The sequence below is a fragment of the Roseateles sp. DAIF2 genome (genome assembly GCF_015624425.1).
In the GTDB taxonomy this organism is placed as follows: Bacteria; Pseudomonadota; Gammaproteobacteria; order Burkholderiales; family Burkholderiaceae_C; genus Kinneretia.
On the sequence record NZ_CP049919.1, the window covers coordinates 2,114,442 to 2,138,540 of the forward strand.

The 24,099-nt window shown below is 71.0% G+C and carries 25 protein-coding genes; 11 read left to right on the forward strand and 14 right to left on the reverse strand.

Annotated features, from left to right (window positions below):
* Positions 1 to 9 precede the first annotated feature (9 nt).
* A complete protein-coding gene (locus G8A07_RS09795; RefSeq protein WP_195796826.1) occupies positions 10 to 834 on the reverse strand; it encodes an ABC transporter ATP-binding protein in 825 nt (274 codons plus the stop codon).
* Entirely contained in the window at positions 818 to 1,843 is a 1,026-nt protein-coding gene (locus tag G8A07_RS09800; RefSeq protein WP_195796827.1) for an ABC transporter substrate-binding protein, read from the reverse strand. Before G8A07_RS09800 ends, G8A07_RS09795 begins: the two co-directional genes overlap by 17 nt.
* A 191-nt stretch (positions 1,844 to 2,034) precedes the next feature.
* Between G8A07_RS09800 and G8A07_RS09805 the strand changes: the two genes are divergently transcribed.
* The 6 genes from G8A07_RS09805 to G8A07_RS09830 all read left to right on the forward strand — a co-directional run bounded on the left by G8A07_RS09805 (position 2,035) and on the right by G8A07_RS09830 (position 4,758).
* The gene (locus G8A07_RS09805) at positions 2,035 to 2,400 is read left to right on the forward strand and encodes a hypothetical protein (RefSeq protein WP_195796828.1); all 366 of its coding nucleotides are present in this window, start codon (positions 2,035 to 2,037) and stop codon (positions 2,398 to 2,400) included.
* Positions 2,401 to 2,516: 116 nt separating this feature from the next.
* Entirely contained in the window at positions 2,517 to 3,050 is a 534-nt protein-coding gene (locus G8A07_RS09810) for a pyridoxamine 5'-phosphate oxidase family protein (protein WP_195796829.1), read from the forward strand.
* A complete protein-coding gene (locus tag G8A07_RS09815; RefSeq protein WP_249937285.1) occupies positions 3,047 to 3,283 on the forward strand; it encodes a hypothetical protein in 237 nt (78 codons plus the stop codon). Before G8A07_RS09810 ends, G8A07_RS09815 begins: the two co-directional genes overlap by 4 nt.
* A 10-nt stretch (positions 3,284 to 3,293) precedes the next feature.
* Positions 3,294 to 3,452, forward strand: a complete 159-nt coding sequence (locus G8A07_RS09820) for a DUF3309 family protein (protein ID WP_195796830.1) — start codon at positions 3,294 to 3,296, stop codon at positions 3,450 to 3,452.
* Positions 3,453 to 3,483: 31 nt separating this feature from the next.
* On the forward strand, positions 3,484 to 4,302 hold the full coding sequence (locus tag G8A07_RS28165; RefSeq protein ID WP_305798648.1) for a beta/gamma crystallin-related protein: 819 nt from the start codon (positions 3,484 to 3,486) through the stop codon (positions 4,300 to 4,302).
* Positions 4,303 to 4,392: 90 nt separating this feature from the next.
* Complete coding sequence (locus G8A07_RS09830) at positions 4,393 to 4,758, forward strand: translation initiation factor Sui1 (protein ID WP_195796831.1); 366 nt, start codon at positions 4,393 to 4,395, stop codon at positions 4,756 to 4,758.
* 274 nt (positions 4,759 to 5,032) lie between these two features.
* Here G8A07_RS09830 and G8A07_RS09835 read toward each other — a convergent pair whose 3' ends face one another.
* The 12 genes from G8A07_RS09835 to G8A07_RS09890 form a co-directional block, all read right to left on the reverse strand.
* Positions 5,033 to 6,328, reverse strand: a complete 1,296-nt coding sequence (locus G8A07_RS09835) for a S9 family peptidase (protein WP_195796832.1) — start codon at positions 6,326 to 6,328, stop codon at positions 5,033 to 5,035.
* Positions 6,329 to 6,414: 86 nt separating this feature from the next.
* Positions 6,415 to 6,951: a GNAT family N-acetyltransferase gene (locus G8A07_RS09840; RefSeq protein WP_195796833.1), complete on the reverse strand. Its 537-nt coding sequence runs from the start codon at positions 6,949 to 6,951 to the stop codon at positions 6,415 to 6,417.
* On the reverse strand, positions 6,948 to 7,106 hold the full coding sequence (locus tag G8A07_RS09845; protein WP_195796834.1) for a hypothetical protein: 159 nt from the start codon (positions 7,104 to 7,106) through the stop codon (positions 6,948 to 6,950). Before G8A07_RS09845 ends, G8A07_RS09840 begins: the two co-directional genes overlap by 4 nt.
* A 43-nt stretch (positions 7,107 to 7,149) precedes the next feature.
* Positions 7,150 to 8,562 (reverse strand): PAS domain-containing sensor histidine kinase, encoded by a 1,413-nt coding sequence (locus G8A07_RS09850; protein WP_249937286.1) that lies wholly within the window; start codon positions 8,560 to 8,562, stop codon positions 7,150 to 7,152.
* A 2-nt stretch (positions 8,563 to 8,564) separates the two neighbouring features.
* On the reverse strand, positions 8,565 to 9,908 hold the full coding sequence (locus G8A07_RS09855; RefSeq protein ID WP_195796835.1) for a sigma-54 dependent transcriptional regulator: 1,344 nt from the start codon (positions 9,906 to 9,908) through the stop codon (positions 8,565 to 8,567).
* Between the two features lie 31 nt (positions 9,909 to 9,939).
* Positions 9,940 to 11,178 carry an ABC transporter permease gene (locus G8A07_RS09860; RefSeq protein WP_213086261.1) on the reverse strand — a complete coding sequence of 413 codons (1,239 nt, stop codon included), beginning with the start codon at positions 11,176 to 11,178 and terminating at the stop codon, positions 9,940 to 9,942.
* Positions 11,178 to 12,491, reverse strand: coding sequence for an ABC transporter permease (locus G8A07_RS09865; protein WP_195796836.1), 1,314 nt, complete (start codon positions 12,489 to 12,491; stop codon positions 11,178 to 11,180). Before G8A07_RS09865 ends, G8A07_RS09860 begins: the two co-directional genes overlap by 1 nt.
* A 12-nt stretch (positions 12,492 to 12,503) precedes the next feature.
* The gene (locus tag G8A07_RS09870; RefSeq protein ID WP_195796837.1) at positions 12,504 to 13,799 is read right to left on the reverse strand and encodes a TolC family outer membrane protein; all 1,296 of its coding nucleotides are present in this window, start codon (positions 13,797 to 13,799) and stop codon (positions 12,504 to 12,506) included.
* Complete coding sequence (locus G8A07_RS09875) at positions 13,780 to 14,517, reverse strand: ABC transporter ATP-binding protein (RefSeq protein ID WP_195796838.1); 738 nt, start codon at positions 14,515 to 14,517, stop codon at positions 13,780 to 13,782. Before G8A07_RS09875 ends, G8A07_RS09870 begins: the two co-directional genes overlap by 20 nt.
* Positions 14,518 to 14,528: 11 nt before the next feature.
* Positions 14,529 to 15,812, reverse strand: a complete 1,284-nt coding sequence (locus G8A07_RS09880; RefSeq protein ID WP_195796839.1) for an efflux RND transporter periplasmic adaptor subunit — start codon at positions 15,810 to 15,812, stop codon at positions 14,529 to 14,531.
* A gap of 128 nt (positions 15,813 to 15,940) precedes the next feature.
* Complete coding sequence (locus G8A07_RS09885; RefSeq protein ID WP_195796840.1) at positions 15,941 to 17,158, reverse strand: cell wall metabolism sensor histidine kinase WalK; 1,218 nt, start codon at positions 17,156 to 17,158, stop codon at positions 15,941 to 15,943.
* Positions 17,159 to 17,160: 2 nt separating this feature from the next.
* Complete coding sequence (locus G8A07_RS09890) at positions 17,161 to 17,865, reverse strand: response regulator transcription factor (protein ID WP_195796841.1); 705 nt, start codon at positions 17,863 to 17,865, stop codon at positions 17,161 to 17,163.
* 239 nt (positions 17,866 to 18,104) lie between these two features.
* On the opposite strand from G8A07_RS09890, the gene G8A07_RS09895 reads away from it, so the two are divergent.
* The 5 genes from G8A07_RS09895 to dbpA are packed head-to-tail and all read left to right on the forward strand — an operon-like array spanning position 18,105 to position 23,966.
* Positions 18,105 to 18,875: a MipA/OmpV family protein gene (locus tag G8A07_RS09895; RefSeq protein WP_195796842.1), complete on the forward strand. Its 771-nt coding sequence runs from the start codon at positions 18,105 to 18,107 to the stop codon at positions 18,873 to 18,875.
* Positions 18,876 to 18,897: 22 nt separating this feature from the next.
* On the forward strand, positions 18,898 to 20,181 hold the full coding sequence (locus G8A07_RS09900) for a pyridoxal phosphate-dependent aminotransferase family protein (RefSeq protein WP_195796843.1): 1,284 nt from the start codon (positions 18,898 to 18,900) through the stop codon (positions 20,179 to 20,181).
* Positions 20,174 to 21,286, forward strand: coding sequence for a GNAT family N-acetyltransferase (locus G8A07_RS09905; protein ID WP_195796844.1), 1,113 nt, complete (start codon positions 20,174 to 20,176; stop codon positions 21,284 to 21,286). Before G8A07_RS09900 ends, G8A07_RS09905 begins: the two co-directional genes overlap by 8 nt.
* Positions 21,283 to 22,509 (forward strand): MFS transporter, encoded by a 1,227-nt coding sequence (locus G8A07_RS09910; protein WP_195796845.1) that lies wholly within the window; start codon positions 21,283 to 21,285, stop codon positions 22,507 to 22,509. The genes G8A07_RS09905 and G8A07_RS09910 overlap by 4 nt, the downstream gene beginning before the upstream one ends.
* Positions 22,506 to 23,966, forward strand: coding sequence for an ATP-dependent RNA helicase DbpA (gene dbpA, locus G8A07_RS09915; RefSeq protein ID WP_195796846.1), 1,461 nt, complete (start codon positions 22,506 to 22,508; stop codon positions 23,964 to 23,966). Before G8A07_RS09910 ends, dbpA begins: the two co-directional genes overlap by 4 nt.
* Positions 23,967 to 24,099: the final 133 nt, after the last annotated feature.

Genomic DNA, 24,099 nt, shown 5'->3' on the forward strand with positions numbered 1-24,099 from the left:
GCCTTGCCCTCAAGCCGCCAGCTGCTGCCGGTAGCCCTTCAGCACTTCCTCGCGCAGTACGCCCCAGATCGCCTGGTGCAGCTCGACGAAGCGCGGTGTGTTGCGCACCTCGGCCACGTCGCGCGGGCGCGGCAGGTCGATCTGGAATTCGCCGATCGGCCGCGCGGCCGGGCCGGCGGAGAGGCAGACCACGCGGTCGCTCATCGCGATCGCCTCGTCCAGGTCATGGGTGATGAAGAGCACAGCCTTCTTCTTGGCCGCCCACAAGGCCAGCACCTCGTTCTCCATCAGCTGACGGGTCTGGATGTCCAGCGCCGAGAAGGGTTCGTCCATCAGGATGATGTCCGGGTCCAGCACCAGGGTCTGGGCCAGGCTGACGCGCTTGCGCATGCCGCCGGAGAGCTGGTGCGGGTAGCGGTCGCCGAAGCCGCCGAGGCCGACGCGCTTCAGCCATTCCTCGGCCCGCTCGCGCGCATCGGCCGCGCCGCGGAACTCCAGCCCCGCCATCACGTTCTGCAGCGCGGTGCGCCAGGGCATCAGGCTCTCAGCCTGGAACATATAGCCGGCGCGCGCGTTGATGGCGCCCGTAAGCGGCGCGCCGAACACCTCGACCCGGCCGCTGCTGGGCTCCAGCAGCCCGGCGGCCATGTTCAGCAGGGTGCTCTTGCCGCAGCCGGTCGGGCCAACGACCGAGACGAACTCGCCGGCGCCCACCGTCAGGCTGACGTCGCGCACCGCGGTGTAGCGCTGGCCCGGGTCGTCCCTGGCGACGAAGGTGCAGCTGATGCCGCTCAGCGCCAGGGCGGGCGCCTGCGCGTCAGCGGTACTTGGCATTTGCCTTCTTCACGAAATCGTTGGTCCAGACGGCCTTCAGGTCGATGTGGGTCGCCGCGGCGATCTCCTTGTCGATGCTGGCCAGCGCGCGGCGCGCGGTCTCGGCGCCCGCCTCGGGGATGCTGCCGTCCGGCGAGAGTGCGCCCTTGGCAGCCAGGAAGGCATCGACATAGACCGCGCGGTCGCCCAGCAGATAGCTCTCGGGCACGGCCTTGATGATGTCGCTGGGGCCCGCCTGCTGGATCCATTTGTTGGCGCGCACGATCGCGTTGGTGATGGCCTGCACCGTGGCGGGGTTCTTGTCGATGAAGCTCTGCGCGGTGTAGAGGCAGCCCGCGGGCATCGGCCCCCCGAAGACCTTGTCGGCTTCGGCGACGAGCCGGGTGTCGGAGACGATCTTCAGGTCGCCGGAGCGGGCCAGCAGGGTGATCACCGGATCCAGGTTGCTGATCGCGTCGATCTGGCCGGCGCGCATCGCCGCCACCGCGCCGCTGCCGGCCCCGACGCCGATGATCGAGACATCGCCCGGCTTCAGCCCGGCCTTGGCCAGCACGAAGTTGGCCAGCACATTGGTGGAGGAGCCCGGCGCCGTGACGCCCAGCTTCTTGCCCTTCAGGTCGGCGACCGTCTTGAAGTTGGGCATGGTCTTGGGGTTCACGCCCAGCACGATCTGCGGCGCGCGGCCCTGCAGCGCGAAGGCGCGCAGGCGCTGGCCCTTGATCTGCATATTGATCGTGTGCTCGAAGGCGCCGGAGACGATGTCGGCGCTGCCGCCGACCAGGGCCTGCAGCGCGCGCGAGCCGCCGGCGAAATCGGCGATCGTCACGTCCAGCCCCTCGGCCTTGAAATAGCCCTGGGTCTCGGCGATCGTCAGCGGCAGGTAGTACAGCAGGTTCTTGCCGCCCACCGCGATCGTCAGCTTGGGCTTCTCCGGCGCCTGGGCCCACAGCGGGCCATGGGGCAGGGCCGTGGCGGCCCCGAGGATCGTCAACAGGCTGCGACGTTGCATGGACTTGTCTCCGGATTTTGATGCTGTTGTGGGCCGAACCGTTTTGACTCTAACAGGCTCCGCCCCGGTGCTGGGCTGGCCCCTGTGCGCCGACGTACAGACGCGCATGTCTGCCGCCGACAGACTGCCTTCGCTACACGCGGCCCGTGACCGCCTGTCCCCTCCCTTCTTGATCCCACCGAGGACTCATCATGCCCGACGACCCCAACACTCCGGCCCTGCAGCAGGTCATGCAGCCCCTGCTCAAGCTGACCCAGGCCAATATGGAGCTGCTGACCCAGTTCGCGATGTCGCCCGAGGCGATGTCGCAATCGCTGGTCGACGCCAGGGAGCTGCTGCACCAGAACCAGCAGTCGGCCGCCGAGCTGCTGCAGTCGGGGGCCTTCGCCCAGTTGATGCAGGGGGTGATGAAGAACTACAGCGAGTTCGTGCTGGAGGCGGGCCAGGGCGGGGTGGCCGCGTTGGCGCATGGCCAGGCCGAGATCGCGCGGCGGGTCCAGCAGGCCGGCGTGGCAACGGCCGAGGCGGCCGTGCCGCCGGCCCAGCGCCGTCGCTAGGGCTGCGGGTACACGGCTTCGCGTCGGGGCCTTGGTGCGCTGTCGCACCGACCCGGCGTACCGGCCTTCCTACGCTGTGAATCGCGAACCTGCCCGATCTCAAGAAAGAGTCATCCATGAAGATCCAAGCTCAACACAGCCAAGACCTGACCCTGCTGGCTCAGCTAGTACAGGACATGCCGGTGGCCATGCTGGCTAGCGTGGATGCGCAGGGGCGGCTGCTGAGCCAGCCGATGACGCCGCTGGAGATGGATGCGCTGGGCTCCTTGTGGTTCTTCATCGACCTGAGTTCGGACAAGCTGTCCCGGCTGGAGGCGATGAACCTGAGCTTTTGCGACACCGCACATGCGACCTATGTCTCGTTGTCGGGCCGTGGCGAGGTGGCGACGGACCGCGAGCGCATCGAGCGCCTGTGGTCGCCGCTGGCCCGGCCCTGGTTTCCCGACGGCCCCGGCAGCCTGAACCTGGCCCTGCTGAAGTTCACGCCCGACACCGCCGAGTACTGGGACGCCCCCGGCAGCCGCGTGCGCCGCATGCTGGCCCTGGCCGCATCGGCGGTGATCGGCAAACCGCTGGGCCTGGGCTCGCACCAGAGCCTGATCAACCTCACCGGGCGGCCGTCCGCGGCGTCCATCCAGGAGTCCGCATGAAAAACCAGATCCACCCGATCCTGCCCGCGATGGCGCTGCTGCTGGCGGCCTTGAGCCTGCCTGGCTGCGAACGAGCCACCGTGGTCCAGGTCCCGGCCGCGCCGGCGCCGCCGGTGGTGGCCGGTCCCGCCGGCCCGCCCGGCGAAGCCGGCAAGCCGGGAGACACCACCGTGGTGGTGGTGCCGATGGCGGCGTCCGCGCCGGCCAGCTCCATTTACTCACTGACCCCTTGAGGAGAGCGCCATGAGCCTGTCCATGATTTTTCTGATCGTCCTGATCCTGCTGCTGGTTGGCGCCATGCCGACCTGGGCCTACAGCCGCAACTGGGGCTATGGGCCCAGCGGCGGACTGGGCCTGCTGCTGCTGGTGCTGATTGTGTTGATGCTGTTGGGGCGGCTGTAAGGCCGACGATCCACGCGTACCGGAGAAGCATATGAAACTGCCACGCTTTCACACAAGCCGCTGGCTGGGCCTGGGCGGCGTGATGCTGGCCATGGCTGCCAGCGCTCAGGTGACCCTGTACGAACGGGAGGGCTTCGAGGGCAGCAGTTGGCGTACCAGCCGATCGGTCGCGGATCTGCAGAGGGCCGGTTTCAATGACCGCGCCTCGTCCGCGCTGGTGGTTGGCGGCCGTTGGGAGGCCTGCGAGCATGCTGGGTTCGGCGGCCGCTGCGTGCTGTTGCGCCAGGGCCGCTATCCGTCGCTGAGCGCGGTGGGGTTGAACGAGCGCATGTCCTCGCTGCGACCGATCGGTCGCTACGCGCGCGAGGACGAGCAGCGCCCCGAACCGGCTCCGCTCTACGATGCCCGGCGGCGCAACAACGAACGCCTCTACCAGGCCGAGGTCACCGGCTCGCGCGCGGTCGTGGCCACGTCCGAGCGGCGTTGCTGGCTGGAATCCGACCAGTTGCCGCCCGAGCGCCGGCAGGCCAATGTGCCGGCCGCCATTGCCGGGGCCGTGATCGGCGGCATTCTGGGCCATCAGGTCGGTGGCGGCAGCGGCCGCGATCTGGCCACGGCCGGCGGCCTGGTGGCGGGCGGCCTGATCGGCGCCCAGATGGGGCGCTCAGAGGCGCCGCGCGAGGATGGGGAGCGCGCCGGCGTGCGGCGCTGCAGGGACAATCCCGAGCATGCCCGTACCGAGTACTGGGACGTCAGCTATCGCTTCCGCGGCCAGGAGCATCGCGTCCAGATGGATCGACCGCCCGGCGCCACCGTGACCGTCAACCGCCAGGGCGAACCGCGCGGCTAGTGAAACGCGGCCGGTGCGGCGCCGGTCATCCATCGCTGCCCGCTGATCGGCGCTGACGCCTCGGGGGCACATGGGTTCAAAATAGGGCCCATGTCCTCCGATGCTCACAGCCGACTTGTCTATTCCACCGATCTGGGCCGTACCTGCCCGGACTGCCGCCGACCGCTGGCGCAATGCGCCTGCAAGCAGCTCGCCAAGGCCGTAGCGCCGGCCGGCGACGGCATCGTGCGCGTCTCGCGCGAGACCAAGGGCCGCAAGGGCAAGGGTGTCACCCTGGTCAAGGGTCTGGCGCCGGACGAGGCGGCGCTGACCGCGCTGGCCAAGCAGCTGAAGGCCGCCTGCGGCTCCGGCGGCACGGTCAAGGACGGCGTGATCGAGGTGCAGGGCGACCATGTCGAGACCGTGATGGCGCGGCTGATAGCCGCCGGCCACAAGGTCAAGCGCGCCGGCGGCTGAGTTTTCTACTGCGCCACCGCCATGCGTTGTTGGCCGGTGCTCGGAATCCTCACGTAGTGGAAGTACGTTCCGGTTCCTGTGCGCCGTCCGCCTAGCCTGGCGCCGGCTCGCAACGAAAACTGGTGGCTCTTTGCGCGTTGAGATTTGGGCGCAGGACCGCTGCTTGGCGTTGCGCTCAGTTTTCTTCGCGAACACCTGGCGGCGCAACCCGGCTCCGTTTAGATGCCATCTAGGCACGCCGGGCGACCACGGCGCCCTCTATGTATGACGATGGTTAGAACAACCGCTGCCCGCGCCCATAAGGCGCCGAACTGCGCCCCATCACCCAGTCGCCCAGCAGGCGGTAGTAGCCCTCGGTCACCTGGGTGTAGCGGCGGCTGCCGTCCGCGGCCTGTTCGAACTCCCACATGCCATGGTCGGTGTCGGGGAAGAGATGCAGCTCGATCGGCTTGCCGGCGCGCTTCAGTCGGCTCAGACGCTCGCGCGTCACCTCGCCGGGTGCCTCGCGGTCGGCGCCGGCCATGATCCACAGCAGCGGCACGCGCAGCGACTGCAGCTCGCGCACCGCGTCGTAATGCCAGATCAGGTCCAGGTTGTCGTATAGCGGCCGGCCGAGCCGGCGCAGGGTGGCCTCGTCGCTGGCGATCAGCACGCCGCTGTACTCGCCCTTGATCTGCCGCAGCCAGGGAGCCTGCGCATGGCGCCGCTTCAGCGCCGCCAGGCGCTCGTAGCCGCGCTCGAAATGCGAGGCCACCAGCGTGCCGGTCGCATCGGTCAGCTCGCGCGCCTGGGCCAGCACGGCGGGGCCATGGCCGGCCTCGCGCAGCTCGTTCATCACCTGGTCGCGGTCCTCCTCCAGCGGCGACAGCATCAGCCCGAAGCCGACCACCACATAGTCGGCCGCGCCGCGCCGCGCCGCCAGCGGCGCGATCCAGCCGCCCTGGCTGAAGCCGGCGAAACCGAAGCGGCCGTGGCGGCCCTCGGCCAACCGGCGCGCCTCGGCCGAGGCGGCCACCGCATCGTCGGCCAGCAGTTCGAAGTTCTGCGTGTACTGGCCCTCGGAGACGCCGGTGCCGCGCTTGTCGTAGACGAACACCGACATGCCCTGCGAGGCCAGCAGATAGGGATAGGCCGAGCCGAGCGCGGCGGTCTTCTCCGAACCGTGCACGAGGATGGTCAGCGGCGGCCGCGTCGCCGCGGCATCGGGCGGCTCGATCAGTTCGCCGGCGAGCTCGCTGCCATGACTCTTGAAGCGCACCGGGGTCTGGCGGTAGGCCAGGCGCGGCCAAACCCTCCAGTCGGCCTGGCCGGCCGTATTGCTGCTGCTACGCACCTCGATCCGGTCGTCGACGCAGCGCAGCAGCGCCTCGGGTGCACCGACGCCACCGCGCCGGCCGTCGACGAAGACATAGCGTTGTTGCTGCTGCTGCGGGACGGTGCCGGTGACGACCACGCGCTGGTAGGGCGTGGTCTTGTCGTCAGCGCCATAGATGCCGGGCTGGCAGGCGGCATGGGCGACGGGCAGGGTGGCGGTGAGGGCGAGCAGCAGGGCGGCGACGGGGGAATTCATGGGCGCCAGTGTGGCGCCCGCGGCGCCGCGCGGGTATGCACGCGCGACGAACTGCGGGACGCGGGGATCGAGCTGCGTTTTGACACTCAGCCGGGTTCAGGGGGCCGCTGCAACTCCATCAGCAGTTCGTCGGCCTCGAGCGCATCCTCGGCCGCGGCGGCCGGCGTGAAACCCAGGCGCTGCAGCAGGGCCAGCGAGCGCGCGTTGCGCTGCTTCAGCACGGCGCTGAAACGCGCCACGCCATGCTCGGCCCGCAAGGCCGCGAGCATCGCGGTCACCGCCTCCTGCGCCAGCCCGCGGCCCCAGAAGCGGCTGCTCAGCTCGTAGGCGATGCCGGCATGGCCGTCCGGATACCGCGTGGCCTGCACATAGCCGATCGCCTCGCCGCTGGCGTGCAGGCGCAGCACCCAGTTGAACCACAGCTCGCGCCGGTCCGCCGAGCGGCCCGCCGCCTGGCGCCGGTAGCGCTGCGCCAGCGCCTCGACCGAGGCCGGCGGCGCGTTCTCGTACTCGTAGATCGCCGGATCGGACAACACGGCGAACATCTCCGCCGCATGGGCCTCGCGCAGCGGCTCCAGCGCCAGGCGATCGGTGTCGATCCGATGCAGCTGGGGGCGGTTCATGGCCCGGCAGCGTCCGGGGTCGGGTCTTGCGCGGGCGGTGCGATCTCGGCGTACATCTCCAGCATCCAGCGCGGGCTGAACTCGTGCATCGCGGGGAGCTGGCGAGCGAGGATGACCGTGTCGTCGAGACTGCGGATCGGAAGCCTGGGGTCCATCGGCGTGCTCCTGCGGTCGCGGCCCGCCTCGGGAGCGGGGCGGTCAGTGCGGCGGCGTTGCGGATTCTGCCGCAAGACGCGGCAGGCTGAGCGTGGCGCTGAGGCCGCCGCCGGCGCGGTTGCTCAGCGCGATGCGCCCGCCATGGGCCTCGGCGATCTCGCGCGCCAGCGCCAGGCCCAGGCCGGAGCCGCTGCGCTTGGTCGAATAAAAGGGCAGGAGGGCCTGGCCCAGCACGGTCTCGCTCATGCCGGGGCCGCGGTCCAGCACCTCCAGGCGCAAGTCCTGACCCTGCTGGTGGATGCGTAGCTCGATCGCCGCCGGGTCGCCGCCGGACTCATGGGCGTTCTTCAGCAGGTTGATCAGCGCCTGCTCGATCTGGGCAGCGTCGAAGCGGCCGGCCTCGCGCGGCGTCTCGCCCTGCAGCGTGAAGGCGTAATGCGCCCCCAGCCGCTCCAGGAAGGCCGGCCAGTCCACCTCGGCCGGGCGCGGCGCCGGCAGCTTGGCGAACTGCGCATAGGCCGACAGGAAGGCATGCAGATGCGCGGCGCGCTCGCCGATGCTGGCGAACACCCGCGGCAGGCGTTCCAGATGCTCGGCCCCGCCGCGCCGCGCCAGCTCGGCGCCGCTGTGCGCCAGCGAGGAGATCGGCGCCAGCGAGTTGTTCAGCTCATGGCTGATCACGCGGATCACGCGCTTCCAGCTCGCCACCTCCTGGCGCGACAGCTCGCGCGTCATGCGGCGCAGCAGGCGCAGCCGGTGCGGCCGGCCCTGCAGGCGGAACTGGCGCTGCGAGAGATGGAAGCGCTCCTCGGCGCCGTCCAGCTCCAGGCTGAACAGGCCGTCCTCGCTGGCCTGCAGCGCCTCGCGCAGCGGCGCCGGTGCGGCGGCCAGCAGCGCGGCGAAGTCCTCGCCCTGCAGGCTGCGGCCGGCGGCCAGCAGCTGGCGCGCGGCGATATTGGCATAGACCACATGCTCGCCGGCATCGGTCAGCACCAGCGCCACCGGCGTGTTCTGCACCACCGTGTCCAGCAGCAGCTCGCGCTGTGCCAGATGCTGGCGCTGCTCGCGCAGGGCCTGGCCCAGCTCGCTGTGCAGTCGCATCAGCGCGCGCATCTCGGCGCTGGCCTCGGGCGCATCGGCGGCGATCGAGCTGCCGAACTCGCCGTCGCGGTAGCTCAGCACCGCGCCCTGCAGCGCGCGCAGCAGGCGGGTCAGCGGCGCGCTCAGGTGCCCGGCCAGCCCCCAGGCCAGCGGCAGCAGCAGCAGCGCGCTCAGCGCCAGCGCGGCCGGGCCCCAGGGCGCGAGCGCCGGCAGGCCCATCAGCGCCAGCAGCCGCGGCAGCGGCCAGACGGTCACGCCGGCATGCAGCAGCAGGGTGGCCGCGCCCATCGCGGCCAGGCCCAGGGTCAGGCCTTGCCGATGCGACAGCGGGCGGCGGTCCGGGCGGGGCGCCACGCTCAGGCCTCGTCGAGGCGGTAGCGTTCGATGCGCCGGTACAGGGCCTGGCGCGACAGGCCCAGGGCCTGGGCCGCGCGGCTGACCACGCCGCCGGCCTCGGCCAGCGCGGCGGCGACCGTCTCGCGGCTCGGCTCGTCGAGGTTGCGCAGGGCCGCGGCGGCCAGCGTGGCCGCCGGCAGCGCCAGCAGCTCGGCGGTGATCGGCGCGCCGCCGGACAGCAGGGCGGCGCGTTCGATCGCGTTCTTCAGCTCGCGCACATTGCCCGGCCAGCCATGGGCCAGCAGCGCGGCGCGGGCGCCCTCGCTGAGCGGGGCGCGGCCGGCCAGGAAATGCTCGGCCAGCGGCAGGATGTCGTCGGGCCGCTCGGCCAGGCCCGGCAGCGCGACCTCGATCACATTGAGCCGGTAGTAGAGATCCTCGCGGAAGGTGCCGGCCCGGACCATCGTGCGCAGATCGGCGTTGGTCGCGCTGAGCACGCGCACCTTCACCTCGCGCGTGCGGCTCGAGCCCAGGCGCTCGAAGCGGCCGGTCTCCAGCACGCGCAGCAGCTTGACCTGGCCGGCCAGCGGCAGGTTGCCGATCTCGTCGAGGAACAGGGTGCCGCCGTCGGCCGCCTCGAAGCGGCCCTCGCGGGCGCGGGTGGAACCGGTGTAGGCGCCGCTCTCGCTGCCGAACAGCTCGGCCTCGATCAGCTCGCCGGGCAGGGCGCCGCAGTTGACCGCGATGAAGGGGCCGCGCTGCACCGCCGAGTTCGCATGCACGATCGCGGCGATGCGCTCCTTGCCGCTGCCGTTGGGGCCGGTGATCAGCACCGGCGCGCTGGCGCGCGCGACCTGACAGGCCAGCTCCAGGCAGCGCAGCAGCGCGTCCGAGGCATGGACCAGGCCGTCGAGCCGGTACTGCTGGGCCAGCGCCTGCTGGCGGCGCCGGCGCTCGCGCCGGCCCTGGTGCAGCGCGCGGTTGCTCTCGGCCAGCTCCAGCAGGTTCTCGACCGTGGCCAGCAGCTTGGCGTCGTCCCAGGGCTTGGCCAGGTAGTCGGCGGCGCCGGCCTTGATCAGGGCCACCGCGCTTTCCAGATGGGTCCAGGCGGTCAGCAGGATCACCGGCAGGTCCGGCTGCTGCGCGCGGATCGCGCGGAACAGCGCCACCCCTTCGTCGCCCGAGGTGGTGTCGGCGCTGAAGTTCATGTCCTGGATCACCAGGTCCACCGGCTCGCGCGCCAGCAGGGCCAGGCCTTGCGCCGGGTCCAGCGCCACCAGCGGGCGGATCTCCTGCAGCGAAAGCAGCAGGGAGAGGGCCTCACCCACCCCGGGGTTGTCGTCGATGATCAGGACCGTGCGCATCGGCCGGACTGTACTGGAGCGGCGGCGCCGTTCAGGCCAGACCGCGCATCACCATCATGGGAGGCAGGTTCGAGGCGCGGCGCGCCGGCGCCAGCACCGCCAGTTGACCCAGGGCCCATAGCACCAGCGCGCCGATCGGCAGATAGGCCAGCGGCAGGCGTGGCAGCTCGTACTGCGTCATCAGCACCGCGTTGATCGCATAGGCGAGCAGCATGCCCAGGCCGATGCCGATGCTGGAGAGCAGCAGGTTCTCGGTCTGGAAATAACGCAGGATCTGGGTCCGGGTGGCGCCCAGGGCCCGGCGCGTGCCGATCATGCGGCTGCGCTGCTGCACCCAGAAGCTGGCCAGGCCGACGATGCCGAAGGCGGTGACGACCAGCATCGCGAGGCAGACCGCCAGCAGCAGGCCGACCATGAAGCGGTCCTGGCGGTAATAGCCATCGCGCATCTCCTCCAGGCTGCGCTGGTGGCGCACCACCCGCTTGATGCCGACGCTGCCCTTGACCAGGGTCTCGGTGGCCTGCTTCAGCACCGCATCGCGCTGCGCGGGCTCGACCCGCAGCACATAGTTGCCGCCGCGGTAGCTGCCGCGAATCGGCTGCATCACCGCGTTCAGATCCGATTCGTCGCGGTCCCGGGGGTAGGTCGAGGGCAGCCGCTCCAGCACGCCGACCACCCGCTGCGGCGCGTCCGGGCCATAGAGGTAGACCAGCCGCCCCAGCGCCGAGCCGTCCGGGGCCAGGCGCTTGGCCAGGTGCTGGTTGATGATGACGGCCGGCACCTTGGGCTCGACGCCGTCGCTGAACACCACCGAGGCGTCGACGTACTCGGCCGGCTCGAAGTCGCGGCCCTCGACCAGCTTCAGCCCCAGGGTCTCAAGCCAGCCCTCGCCGGCGTTGTAGCTGCTGACGCGGATGTCGCGCTGGTTGGGGTCGGGCTTGGTGCGCAGGCCGGTGCCATGGGAGCTGGTGCCGAAGGGAATCTGGTTGACCAGGGCCACGCTCTTGACGCCGGGCAGGCCGCGCAGCGCCTGCAGGTCGGCGCGGGTCTGCGCATCGGCGTTCTCGGCGCGCACGATGCCGGCCATGCCGATCACCAGCAGCTCGCGCTCGGCCATGCCGGTGGGCGCGCCGATCAGGTGTAGGCGCTCGCTGATCAGGAACAGGGCGTTGCAGACGATCGCGCAGGTCAGCGCGATCTGCAGCACGATCAGGCCGGCCGCGGTCTTGTGGCGCTTCAGGGTCGAGAGGATAGGCAGGATGTCCATCATCACTGGGCTTTCAGCTGGATTGCGGGGGTGATCTGGCAGGCGCGCCAGGCCGGCAGCAGGCCGGCGATCAGGCTGGCGACGATCGCGACGGCCAGGGTGACGCCCAGCATCGTCGGATCCAGCCGCGCGAGCTGGGCATAGGGCGTCGGGTCCAGCCGCACCGCGGCCAGACCGACCCAGGTCAGCAGCAGGCCCAGCAGGCCGCCGACCAGGCCAAGCAAGCCGGCCTCGACCAGGAACTGGCAGAAGATCGCGCGCTTGGAGGCGCCCAGGGCGCGGCGCACGCCGATCTCGCCGGAGCGGCGCAGGCATTTGGCCAGCAGCAGGCCCACCGTGTTGGTGAGGCAGACCAGCAGGAAGCCGAAGGCCAGCCAGAGCTGCAGCCGGATGTCGCTGGGCACGGCCTTGCGCACCATCAGCCAGTCCATCACCGGCCGCAGCCGCACATTGCTGGGCCGTTCGAAGCGGCCGGCGCCGCGCTGCTGCTCGCTGTACTGGTTCAGATGCGCGAAATAGGCGCTGCGCTGCTCGGGCGTGTCGAGCTGGACCCAGTACTGGATCCAGGCGCAGGAGGCGCCCAGCTCGCGCGGGTCGTTGATGAGGTTGTTGCCCCAGCAGTTGGTATTGCCCGAGACCGGGAGGCGCAGCGCCATCGCGGTCTGGAAGGGCGCATAGACCTCGGCCGGCTTGCTGTAGGCGCCCAGGGTCAGGTCGAAGTAATGGGGGGCGGGGCGCCAGCTGGCGAGCACGCCGACGATGGTCAGGTCCTTGTTGCCGACGCGCAGGGTCTTGCCGAGGCTCGCGCTGCTGCCGAACAGCCGCTCGCTGAGCTCGCGCGTGATCACCGCGACGCGGGCCTGGTCGCGATCGTCCTCGGCGCTCCAGCCCCGGCCATGCAGGAAGGGCGCCTCGAACATCGCGAAGAACTCGCTGCTGGCCCAGCGGCCGCGCGCGAAGAACGGCGCCATGTCGGGCGCGCCCGAACCGGCCGGGTCCAGCGCCACATCGGCGCCGCTCATCATCACCTGGCGCACGCCGCGCGCCTCGCGCAGCAGGGCCTCGGCGTCGAAGCGGGTCAGCTGCAGCCCGGGCTCCTCGCCGGGCGTGTGGCTGCGCAGGCCCTCGGCATCCAGCTGCACATTGAAGAGCCGGTGGCTCTTGCCAGGGATCGGGTCGCCGGCCAGCACGCGGAACACGGTCAGGGTGGTCATGCAGGCACCGACGCCGAGGCCGATCGCGATCACCATCAGGAGGGTCAGGGCAGGGCTGCGCCTGAAGCTGCGCAGCGCGAGATCGAGGTAGTAGGCAAACATCGGGAAGGGCTCCTAGCGCAAGAGCGCGTTGATCGCGGCGAGTTGCTCGTCGTCGGCATGGCCGGCGGCCTGCTGCAGCTGCAGCCTGGCCAGCACGTACTGGTGGCGCGCCTGGGAATAGGCGCTCTGCGCGGCGGCCTGGTTCTGGATCGCCAGCAGCAGATCGGTCATGCTGCGGGTGCCCAGCTCCTGGCCGGTCTGGGTGGCGGCCAGGGCCTTGGCCGAGGCCGCCACCGCGGCGCGGGTGGCCTCGATCTGGGCCAGGCCGGTGACGACCGCGTCGAACTGCTCCAGCGTCTCGCGTGCCACCTGGCGGCGGCGCTGCTCCAGCGTCTCGCGCGCGCCATCGCGCTGGTGGGCGGCCTGGCGGCGCTGCGCCTCGGTGGCGCCGCCGGCGAACAGCGGCACCGTGAGGTTCAGGCCGAGCGTGGTGTCGGTGCGGCCGTTGCCCGCGGCCGTGGCCTGCGGCCATTGCGTCAGGCGGCCGCTGTCCAGGCCGAGGCTCAGGGTCGGCAGGTGGGCCGCGCGCGCGCCGGCCAGGCTCTGCTCGCTGGCGGCCAGGGCCAGGCGCTCGGCCCGCAGCGCGGGGTTGTCGCGCAGCGCCGTCTCGACCCAGGCCTGGCGGTCCGCCGGCGCGGGCGGCTCGGCCGGCAGGGCCTCGCCCAGCGGCTTCAGCGTGCCGGGCATCGCGCCGGTGATCTCGGCCAGGGCCTCGCGGGCGCCGAGCAGGCTGCGGCGCGCGGCCGCGGTGTTGGCGCGGGCCAGCGCGTGGTAGGTGCGGGCCTGCTCGATGTCCACCTGCGCGCCAAGGCCGGCGTCGAAGCGCGATTCGGCCTGGCGCACCTGGCGCGCGAAGGCGTCCTCGTTGGCCTGCACGGTGGCCAGCTGGTCGGTGGCGCCCAGCACGCCGAAGTAGGCGCTGGCGACGCGCAGCACCAGATCCTGGCGCGCGGCCTGCAGCAGCGCGGCCTGGCCCTCGGAGCGGGCCTCGGCCGAGCGCCATTGGGCCAGGCGCGCCAGATCCAGCAGGACCTGGCTGACGCGGCTGCTCAGTTCGCGCGAACGGGCCTCGGGGCCGTTCTGCGCCTGCTTGTACTGGGCCTGCAGCGACCATTGCGGCAGCAGCGCGCCGCGCGCGGCGACGGCACCCTCGCGCGCCGCGCCGCGCGTGGCCGCGGCCGCGGCCAGCACCGGGTCGCCGGCGCGGGCCTGCTCGTAGACCTGCAACAGGTCGTCTGCCACGGCGGGCAGGCTGAGGCCGGCCGTGCAGGCCAGGGCCAGCAGGAGCTCAGGCAGGGACTTGGGCATCGTGGTGCTTGTGGTGGCGATTGGAATCCGGCGTGGCGGCGGCGTTGTCGGCGCCGACATCGACGACCTGGCCGTCGATCACATGCACATGGCGCTGCGCGCGCGCGGCCAGCTGCGGGTCATGGGTCACCATCACGATGGTGGCGCCCTCGCGATGCAGCTCCTCCAGCAGCTCCATCACGCTGCGCGCCATCTGGCTGTCGAGGTTGCCGGTCGGCTCGTCGGCCAGCAGCAGGCGCGGGCCGCCGGCCAGCGCGCGCGCGATCGCGACGCGCTGCTGCTGGCCGCCCGACAGCTCGGCCGGGTAATGGGCGGCGCGCGCGGCCAGGCCGACGCGCTCCAGCGCCGCGCCGACACGCTTCCTGCGCTCGGTGGCGCCGAAGCCGCGGTAGCGCAGCGGCACCTCGATGTTGTCGGCGACGTTCAGGTCGGCGATCAGGTTGAAGGCCTGGAAGATGAAGCCGATCTTCTCGTTGCGCAGGCGCGAGCGCTCGTTGTCGCCGAGTCGGCTGACGTCGACGCCGTCCAGCTCATAGCGGCCGCTGCTGGCCGATTCCAGCAGGCCGGCGATGGTCAGGAAGGTGGTCTTGCCCGAGCCCGAGGGGCCGGTGACGGCGACGAACTCGCCCTCGCGCACATTCAGGTTGAATTCGCGCAGCGCATAGGTCTCGACCATCTCGGTGCGGTAGACCTTGGCCAGGCCGCTCATCTTCAGCATCTTGGTTCTCCTCAGTTGGCAATGGTGACGCGCGCGGCGCCCTGGAAGGCATCGCTGCCGGTGACGACGACGCGCTCGCCCGGCTTCAGGCCGGACAGGATCTCGACCTTGTCGAGGCCGCGCGCGCCCAGGCGCACCGGCGTCTTCTCGGCCACCGTGTCGTTCTCGCGCAGCACATAGGCAAAGGCGCCACCGCTCTCCTCGACGAAGCGGCCGCGCGCGATGCTCAGCACCTGCTCGCGCCGGTCCAGCAGCACGCGCACCGACAGGCGCTGGTTCTGGCGCAGTTGTTCGGGCTGCTTGTCTGCGCCATCGAAACGCAGACGCGCGGCGACCTCGCCATTGACCACCTCGGGCGAGATCGAGCTGACCCGGCCTGGCCAGCTCAGGCCGTTGCCGCTGATCTGGCCGGGCATGCCGACCGCCAGCTCGCGCGCGAAACCTTCGGCCACCTGCATCTGCACCTCCAGCGCGCTGAGGTCGATCACGGTCAGCAGCTGCGCATCGCGGGCCACCTGGGCGCGCTCGGCGACGAAGAGCTGGCCCACCTGGCCATCGGCCGGCGAGCGCACCTCCAGCTCGGCCAGCTGGCGCTGCAGGTCCTTGACCAGCAGGCCCTGGCGCTCCAGCGCCTGGCGCTTGGCCTGCACGTCGAACTTCAGGCTGTCTTCCTTCAGGTTCAGGCCGGCCTCGGCATGGCTCAGCGCGATGCGAGCCTTCTCCAGCGCGTCGCGCGCCTGCTCGACCTGCATGCCGGCGGTGGCGCCGGCCTCGAAGGCCTTGGTCTGGCGCGCCAGGCCGTTCTGCGCGGTCTGCTGGTCGATGCGGGCGTTCTCCCAGGTGCTCTGCAGGGCCGAGCGCTGCTGGCGCGCATCGACCTCGGCGCGCAGCAGCTCGGTGCGCAGCGCGTCGAGCTGGCTCTGCTCCTGGGCCAGCCGCGCCGTCAGCTCGGGGCTGTCGATGCGGGCCAGCAGCTGGCCTCGCTTGACCGCATCGCCGGCGCGCACCTGCAGGGTCAGGGCGCCGGCCTGCGGCGCGAACAGGGTCGGGCTGTTGGCCGCGACCACCCGGCCCTCGCCGGCGATGTCGCGCACCAGCAGGCCCAGTTCGACCTGGGCGATCGTCAGCCGCGCGGCGCTGACCGAGGCGCCGGCGCCGGTCGTGGCCATGCGCTGCAGGGTGGGCCAGGTGGCGCCAGCGGCCAGCAGCAGCGCGGCCGGGATCGCCAGCATCAGCATCCGGCGGCGGCGCTGGGTCGGCAGGGGGCGGTCTTGGGCAGAGGTGTCGCGGATCATGCCCCGCTTGTTTGCAAGCCTCGTGCCTGCCCGCGTCGCACGGAATTTCCCAATGAAATCAAGGGTGCGGGCCGGCAGCGCCCGGGCCGGAGGCTGTCCGCGGACACTGTCCGGACGGGCGGCGGACGCTATAAGAGCTCGGGATCGGACAGCGTCTGTCCGGGCAGGCAGATGCGCAGCCGGGCGCCGCCCTCGCTGCGGTTGTGGGCCGAGAGCTGGCCGCCATGGGTGGTGCAGATCGCCGCGGCGATCGCCAGGCCCAGGCCGGCGCCGCCGGCATGGCGCGAGCGCGAATGCTCGGCGCGCCAGAAGCGGTCGCTGACGCGGTCCAGATGCTCGGGGGCAAAACCCGGCCCCCGGTCGTCGGCCACCAGCACCAGGTCGTCCTCCTGCAGCCAGGCGCGCAGCACCAGGCTGCCGCCGGTGCTGGCATAGCGCATCGCGTTGTCGATCAGGATCGAGATCACCTGGCCCAGGCGGTCGCGGTCGGCGCTGATGCGCAGCGCGCCGTCGAGCTGCAGGCTGATCTCCATGCCATGCTCCCTCAGCGCCGGCAGCACCCAGGCGATGCGCTCCTCCAGCAGCAGGCGCAGCGGGAAGCGGCTGGGCTTGAGCGCCAGCTGGCCGGCGCCGGCCATCGAGAGCAGGTAGACATCGTCGACCAGGTGGTTGAGCTGGTCGAGCTGGCGCATGATCAGCGCCAGATTGCCGGCGTCGCAGCCGAACACGCCGTCGATCAGGCCCTGCAGCCGGCCCTTGGCGGCCGTCAGCGGCGTGCGCAGCTCATGCGCGATCACGGCGCTGGATTCCTGCAGCTCGCGCTCGTAGCGCTCCAGCTGGGCCGCCATGCGGTTGAAGTCCAGGGTCAGGTGTTGCAGCGCGCTGGGAATGTTCGGCACCAGCTGGGCGCGCGAGGAAAAACGGCCGCGCGCGATCTCGCCGGCGGCCTCGGCCACCACGCCGAGCTGGCGCGACAGGCGCAGCGACACCCACAGGCCGCCGGCGATGATCATCGGCAGCGCGACCAGGATCAGGCCGGCGAAGAACAGCAGGTCGGCGCGTATCACCTCCTTGCTGAAGTACTCGCCGTAGAGGTACTCGCCATAGATCTGGCGCAGGCGCTGGCGGTTGCTGCCCGGATCCTCCTCCAGCGCCTGCAGCTCCAGGCGCACCGGCTCGGGGATGGCGGCGCGCAGCTTGGCGTCCCACCAGGCATGGCGATACCACATGCCGCCGCTGACCAGCAGCAGCGCGGCGAGCGCCAGCGAGATCATGCGCAGGCTGATCCAGCGCCACAGCTTGACCGCCGCATGGCGACGGCTTCCCCCGGCAGTCGCCGTCGTCATATTCAGGACGCGTTGCCGAGGCGGTAGCCGATGCCGCGCACCGTCACCAGCACGCCCGCCACACCGGCCTGCTCCAGCTTGCGGCGCAGGTTGTAGACATGGGCGTCGACCACGCGCTCCAGCGCGTCGCTGTCGGGCTGGCAGGCGGCCAGCAGCTCGGCGCGCGCGAACACCTTGCCGGGCGCCAGCAGCAGCCGGCTCAGCAGGTTGTGCTCGGTGCGGGTCAGCTCCAGCGGGGTCAGTTGGCCGTCGGCCGCCTCGACATAGGCCTGCGCGGCCTGCTGGTCGAGCACGATGCCCTTGTGGCGCAGGCGCGCGGCCTGCTGCTGGTGGCCGCGCTCGCGGCTGCGGCGCAGCACCGCATGCACGCGCGCCACCACCTCGCCGGGGTGGTAGGGCTTCACCACATAGTCATCGGCGCCGTAGAGCAGGGCGTCGATGCGCTCGGTCTCCTTATTGACCGCGCTGACCATGATCAGCGGCGTGTTGGCGCGGTGCCGGATCGCGCGCATCACCTCGCTGCCGCGCAGGCCCGGCAGCATCAGATCGAGCAGCACCAGGTCGGGCTGCCAGCGCGCGTACTGCTCCAGCGCCTCGACGCCATCGCTGGCCTGCTGGGTCACATAACCCTCGCGCTGCAGATAGGCCTCGAGCACCTCGGCGCTGGGTCGGTCGTCCTCGACGACCAGGATTCTTCCCTGATGCATCCCTCTCCCTGCCTTCATCAACTCTTGATGAGTTCTTGCGGATTGCTTGATGGGTCGCCATGAGCATGGCGGTACTGCGCTTGTGAATAGGAATTGATTGATGGGCGCAGTGGCGGGCAATTTACATCACAAGCCCGCGCCGGGCCGAAAGGCCCTAGGCGGGCACTTGATGTTTCATTCAACAGGGGACGGAGTTGGGATCGAAGCGCTGGAACGCCGTGAAGTTAGGGGGCGCCGTGATGGCGGCCATGTGGCTGGGCCTGTGCGGTGTCGCACAGGCCCAGCAGGACGGGGCGCTCGGGGTGCCGGGGCTGAAACTGTCGGCCGGCGCGGCCGTGGCAAGTACACCGAGTTACGTCGGTTCGGACGACACCCGGGGTCAGGTTTTGCCCCTGCTGCTGGCTCAACATGGCATTTGGTTTCTTGACAGTGCCCGCGGCCTCGGCTACAGGCGGCAGTTCAGCTCGGGCCTGTTCTTCGGCCAGGCCCTGTTCGTCGATCTCGGCCGCCTGCAGCGCAAGACCAGCTGGCGGCCCGGCTCGGAGCGCCTGCGCGGCATGGGTGACATCCGCGGCACGGCGGTGCTGACGACCGAGCTGGGCTACGAGTTCGCGCCCTGGCTGTCGGTGCTGGCCGAGGGCGAATGGGCGCTGGGCCGGCGCGAGCGCGGCGACCGCGCGCGGCTGGCCCTGCAGGGCGGGCTGTGGAACAGCGCCGAGCATGACTTCTGGTACGAGCTGGATGCGCGCTTTGGCGAGCGCGACTATGTCCAGACCTATTTCGGCGTGAGCGCGGCGCAGAGCGCCGCCAGCGGATTCGCTCCGCACGCCCCGAAGCGCGGCCTCTATGCCTATGGCTACAGCCTGAGCTGGGAGTACCGCTTCGCCAGGCCCTGGTCGGCCCTGCTCTCGCTGCAGGGGCTGCAACTGGTGGGCGATGCGGGCCGCAGCCCGATCGTGCAACGCCGTCACGGCCTGACCGGGCTGGCCGGCATCAACTATTCGTTCTAGACCTAAGACAGGGAGTAAATCAATGAGTCACGCAAGTCAGAACCATGAAGACCGTTGGGGTTTCAAGCAGTTCGTCGAGGCCTCGGTCAACGAGGGTTTCCTGCGTCCGCCGGTGCTGATGCAGGGCATGTCCGGGCCGCGCATCAGCCGAGAGGGGCAGCCTTACATCAACTTCTCCGGCATCAACTACCTGGGCTGGCAGCAGGACCCGCAGGTGCTGGAGGCGTTCTGCGATTCGGTACGGGCCTATGGCCTGTCGACCGGCGGATCGCGCGCCACCCAGGGGGTCTGCGAGCCGCATGACCGGCTGGAGCGCCTGCTGAGCCTGCACCATGGCAAGGAGAAGACGCTCAGCTTCGCCTCCGGCATGCTGGCCAATATCGGCTTCATCAACGCGATCACCGCGCGCTTCGCCTTCTCGCCCAACAGCGGCATCGACAACCGCGACACGGTGCTGGTGTTCGACCGCGATTGCCATTGGAGCCTGTGGAAGGCGGCCGCGCACCTGAAGTTCGGCGAGCAGCTGCTGGCCTTCAAGCACAACAATGTGGCGGACCTGGAGCGGGTGCTGGGCGGCCTGGCCGGCAAGAAGGTCGTGGTGGTGTTCGAGAGCCTGTATTCGTCGGACGGCAGCGTCGCGCCGATCGGCCCCATCCTCGATGTCTGCGAACGCTTCGGCGCGCTCAGCTACATCGACGATGCCAACGGCTTCATGGTCTACGGACCCGAGCACCGCCCCTTCCATGCCGAGTTCAGCCAGCTGCGCCGTGCCGACTTCATCATGGTGTCGCTGTCCAAGGCGGTGGGTCTGGAGGGCGGCGCGATCAGCGCCAAGGCCGACTACATCGATGCCTTCGAGGTGCTGAGCGGCACCTCGATCTTCACCGCCGCGATCCAGCCGCCGACAGCCGATGCCGCGGCCGACATCATCCAGCGCCTGCTCGACGAGCCGCGCATCATGGACGACTACCTGCTGCGCTGCCAGCAGCTGCGCCAGCGTCTGCTGAAGGAGGGCCTGCGCCTGAACCCGCATCCCTCCTACATCACCTCGGTGATGATCGGCAACGACGCGCGTGCCGAGCAGGCGCGGGTGGCGCTCGAGAGCGAGGGCTTCTGCGTGCCGATCTTCCGCTATCCGGCGGTCAAGCCGAACCAGGCCCTGGTGCGCCTGATCATGCATCGCGGCCATACCGACCAGGACATCGAGCGCTTCGCCACCTGCCTGGGCGGCCAGCTGCGCGACGTGCCGCAGACCCCGGCCGCGGACCAGGAGTCGGCTTCGAGCCTGGAGCCGGTCCTTGTCTAGCCTGGAGCTGATCGCCGCGCCGCCGCGGCCCGCGCGCGAGGCGGCGCCGGGGCTGGCCATCGAGTTGCACGACTCGGTGGCCGGCATCGGGCCGCAGGTCTGGCAGGCCTGGATCACGCCGCAGCAGTATTTCCGCTACGACTATATGCAGGCGCTGGAGGCCAGCCGGCTCGACTGCCGCTTCGTCTACGCGGTGGCGCGCGAGGCCGGCGAGGTGGTCGGCCTGATGCTGGCGGCGATCTGGCGGGTGCGCCTGCCGCTGGGCCTGAGCCTGCGGGTGATGAGCACCGGCTCGCCGCTGAACATCGGCCTGCCGCTGATGCCGGAGCCGGCCAAGACCGGCGAGGGCCTGGCGCGCGCGCTGCTGGAGGCGCTGCGCGGCCGCGCCGGCGAGCTGGGCGTGCGCCTGTTTGTCGGCCGGGACCTGCCCTGCGCGGACTTCGGCCGCCTGCCCGGCCTGCTGCGCCTGTACGACTGCGCCTGGCTGACCCTGCGCTGGCCGGACTTCGAGGCCTATCTGGCCTCGCGGCCCCGGCGCAAGTCGCTGCGGCGCGACCTGCGCGCGGTCGAGAAGGCCGGCTTCGAGCTGGAGCTGCGCGAGGAGGGCGTCGGGCCGACACCGGAGGAGGCGCGCCATCTGCACCGGCTGTGGCTGCAGCTCTACGACAAGCACCGCTCGCCGGACCAGCTCTATCTCAGCGAGGAGTTCTTCATGCAGATGGCGGGCCTGCCGCATGCGGTGTGGCTGCTGCTGCGCAATCTGGATGGAGAGATCGTCGCCTTCGACCTGTGCTTCGCGCTGGGCGACACCCTGGAGTCGACCTATTGCGGCGTGGACCTCGAGCGCTGCGCGCGCCTGCCGGTGCACCGGGTGATGGGCTACGAGATCGTGCGCTACGCGCTGCGCCGCCCGCGGCTGCGGCGCATCAACTTCGGCATCTCGAACGTGCAGAGCAAGCAGGACGCCGGCTGCGAGATGCTGCCGCAGTACGGCTGGATCGAGACCCGGCCGCGCTGGCTGGGCGCGCTGCTGCGCCCGCTGTTGCTGCGCTTCGTGCTGGCCGACAGCCAGCCCTCGCCCGCGGCGGCGCCGGAAGCCCCATGAGCGCGACCCTCGGCCCGCGCGGCCCGCTGGCTGTCCTGGTGCTGCTGCAGGGCCTGATCTCGGTGGCGGACTGGATGCTGCTGGTGTTCCTGCAGATCCTGGTGTTCCGCCTGACCAGCTCGGCCTTCGACATCATGCTGCTGGTGCTGTGCGAGCTGGTGCCGATGCTGCTGCTGGGCCCCTGGGCCGGCGCGGTGGTGGACCGGGCGCGGCTGAAGCGGGTGCTGTTCTGGAGTTGCGCCCTGCGCGTGCTGCTGACCGGCCTGCTGTGGCTGGAGGTGGTGCGCGGGCAGCTGCATGCGCTGTGGCTGCTGGCGGCGCTGGGCGCGGCCTGCAACCGCTTCTTCGTGCCGGCGGCCAGCGCGCTGCTGCCGCGCCTGCTGGGCGAGGCGCCGATCGCGCGCGCCAATGCGCTGGTGATGGGCGTGCGCATGGGCGGCATGGCCGCCGGCACGGTGCTGGCCGGCCTCCTGGCCGGCGCCGATGGCAACGATCTGGTGGTGGCGACGATCGGCGCGCTGCTGCTGTGCGCCGCGGGCTGCTGCCTGCGCCTGCCGGGGCTGGGCGGCGCGCCGGCCGAGCCGGGCGCGCCGCAGCCGGGGCTGTGGGCCGAGCTGCGCGAGGCGCTGCAGCGCTTCGGCCCGGGGCTGGCGGTGCCGCTGGCGGCCAGCGTGCTGGTCACCTGCGCGCTGGGCAGCTTCGAGATCCTGGCCCTGTCCTATGTGTCGCAAGTGCTGGGCCGGGCCTCGGCCGAGGTGGGGCAGCTGTTCGGCGCTTATGGTCTGGGCATGCTGGGCGGGCTGCTGCTGTCGGTCTGGCCTGCCGCCGGCCGGCGCTTCGGCGCGCTGATGCTGGCGAGCCTGGTGCTGATGTGCGCCTGCGTCTGGGGCCTGTCCCAGGTGGACCGGATGGCCTGGGCCCTGCTGTTCGCCGCGGTGCTGGGCCTGGCCGAGGGGCTGGTGCTGTCGCTGAGCCTGCTGCGCCTGTACCAGACGGTGCCGGTGGACTATTGCGCGCGCATGGTGGCGCTGCTGGATACCGCGACGGCCTCGGCCTTCCTGCTGTCCATCGTGCTGACCGGCCTGGTGGCGGACCGGCTGCCGACGGCGCGGCTGCTGGAGCATATCGCCGCCTTGCTGACGGGCCTGCTGCTGCTGGGCGGCGCGGGGTTGTTCTGGTGCACGCGCGGCCCGTCAGGGTGGGGGCGGATAATCAGGCGATGAGCGCCGTACCCGACAAGAATTCCTCCCCTGCCGTCCGTCCCTTCTCCGAGCTGCCGCTGAGCGCAGCGGTGTTGGCCAACCTGGAGCAGCTCGGCTATGCCCAGATGACGCCGATCCAGGCCGCCAGCCTGCCGCTGGCGCTGGCCGGCCGCGACCTGATCGCCCAGGCCCAGACCGGCAGCGGCAAGACCGCGGCCTTCGCGCTGTCGCTGCTGCACCGGCTGGATGCGACGCGCATGGAGGTGCAGGCCCTGGTGCTGTGCCCGACCCGCGAGCTGGCCGACCAGGTGACGCAGGAGATCCGCCGCCTGGCGCGCGCGGCCGACAACATCAAGGTGCTGACGCTGTGCGGCGGCTCGCCGATGCGGCCGCAGGCCGAGAGCCTGGCCTATGGTGCCCATATCGCGGTCGGCACGCCGGGCCGGCTGATGGACCATCTGGACCGCGGCACCCTGCAGCTGGGCGCGCTGAACACCCTGGTGCTGGACGAGGCGGATCGCATGCTGGACATGGGCTTCCTGGACGACATCGTCAAGGTCGCCAAGCAATGCCCGAAGGACCGCCAGACCCTGCTGTTCTCGGCCACCTATCCCGAGGGCATCGCCGAGCTGGCCCGCCAGTTCATGCGCGAGCCGGCCGAGGTCAAGGTGCAGGCCGGCGGCAGCGGCGGATCGGGCCAGGCCGCGCAGGCCCCGGCGCAGATCCGCCAGCTGGCCTTCGAGATCGCGGAAGCGCAGCGCCTGCATGCGGTGTCGAGCCTGCTGCTGCATTTCCGCCCGGCGCGCACGATCGCGTTCTGCAACACCAAGCAGCAATGCCGCGACCTGGTCGATGTGCTGCTGGCTCAGGGCTTCGTCGCGCTGGCGCTGCATGGCGACCTGGAGCAGCGCGAGCGCGACCAGGTGCTGATCCAGTTCGCCAACGGCAGCTGCTCGGTGCTGGTGGCCACCGATGTGGCGGCGCGCGGCCTGGACATCGCTCAGCTGGAATGCGTGATCAATGTCGACATGAGCCAGGATGCCGAGGCCCATGTGCACCGCATCGGCCGCACCGGCCGCGCCGGCGCGCAAGGCCTGGCCTTGAGCCTGGCCAGCCTGGACGAGATGGGCCGGGTCGGCCGCATCGAGCAGCTGCTGGGCCGCGAGTTCCAGTGGCAGGCGCTGGACCAGCTGGCACCGACCGAGGGCGGCGCGCCCCTGCAGCCGGCGATGGACACCCTGCAGATCCTGGGCGGGCGCAAGGACAAGATCCGCCCCGGCGACATCCTGGGCGCGCTGACCGGCGAGGCCGGCTTCGAGTCGGCCGACATCGGCAAGATCAACATCACCGATTTCCACAGCTATGTGGCGGTGAAGCGCGAGCTGGCGCGCGAGGTGGTGAAGCGCCTGTCCAACGGCAAGCTGAAGGGCCGCAAGGTCAAGGTGCGGCGCATGGCGGACCTGGTCGAGCTGGGCTGAGCCGGCCCGCCGGCGTGAACTAATGCAGCCCCTTTCCCCAAAGAGGGGGAGGGTGCCGGCGGGTTTGCGTACTATTCACGTGCGCCGCGCGCGCAGGCACCTAGGCTCGGATCAGAGCTTTCAGGAGCCGCGC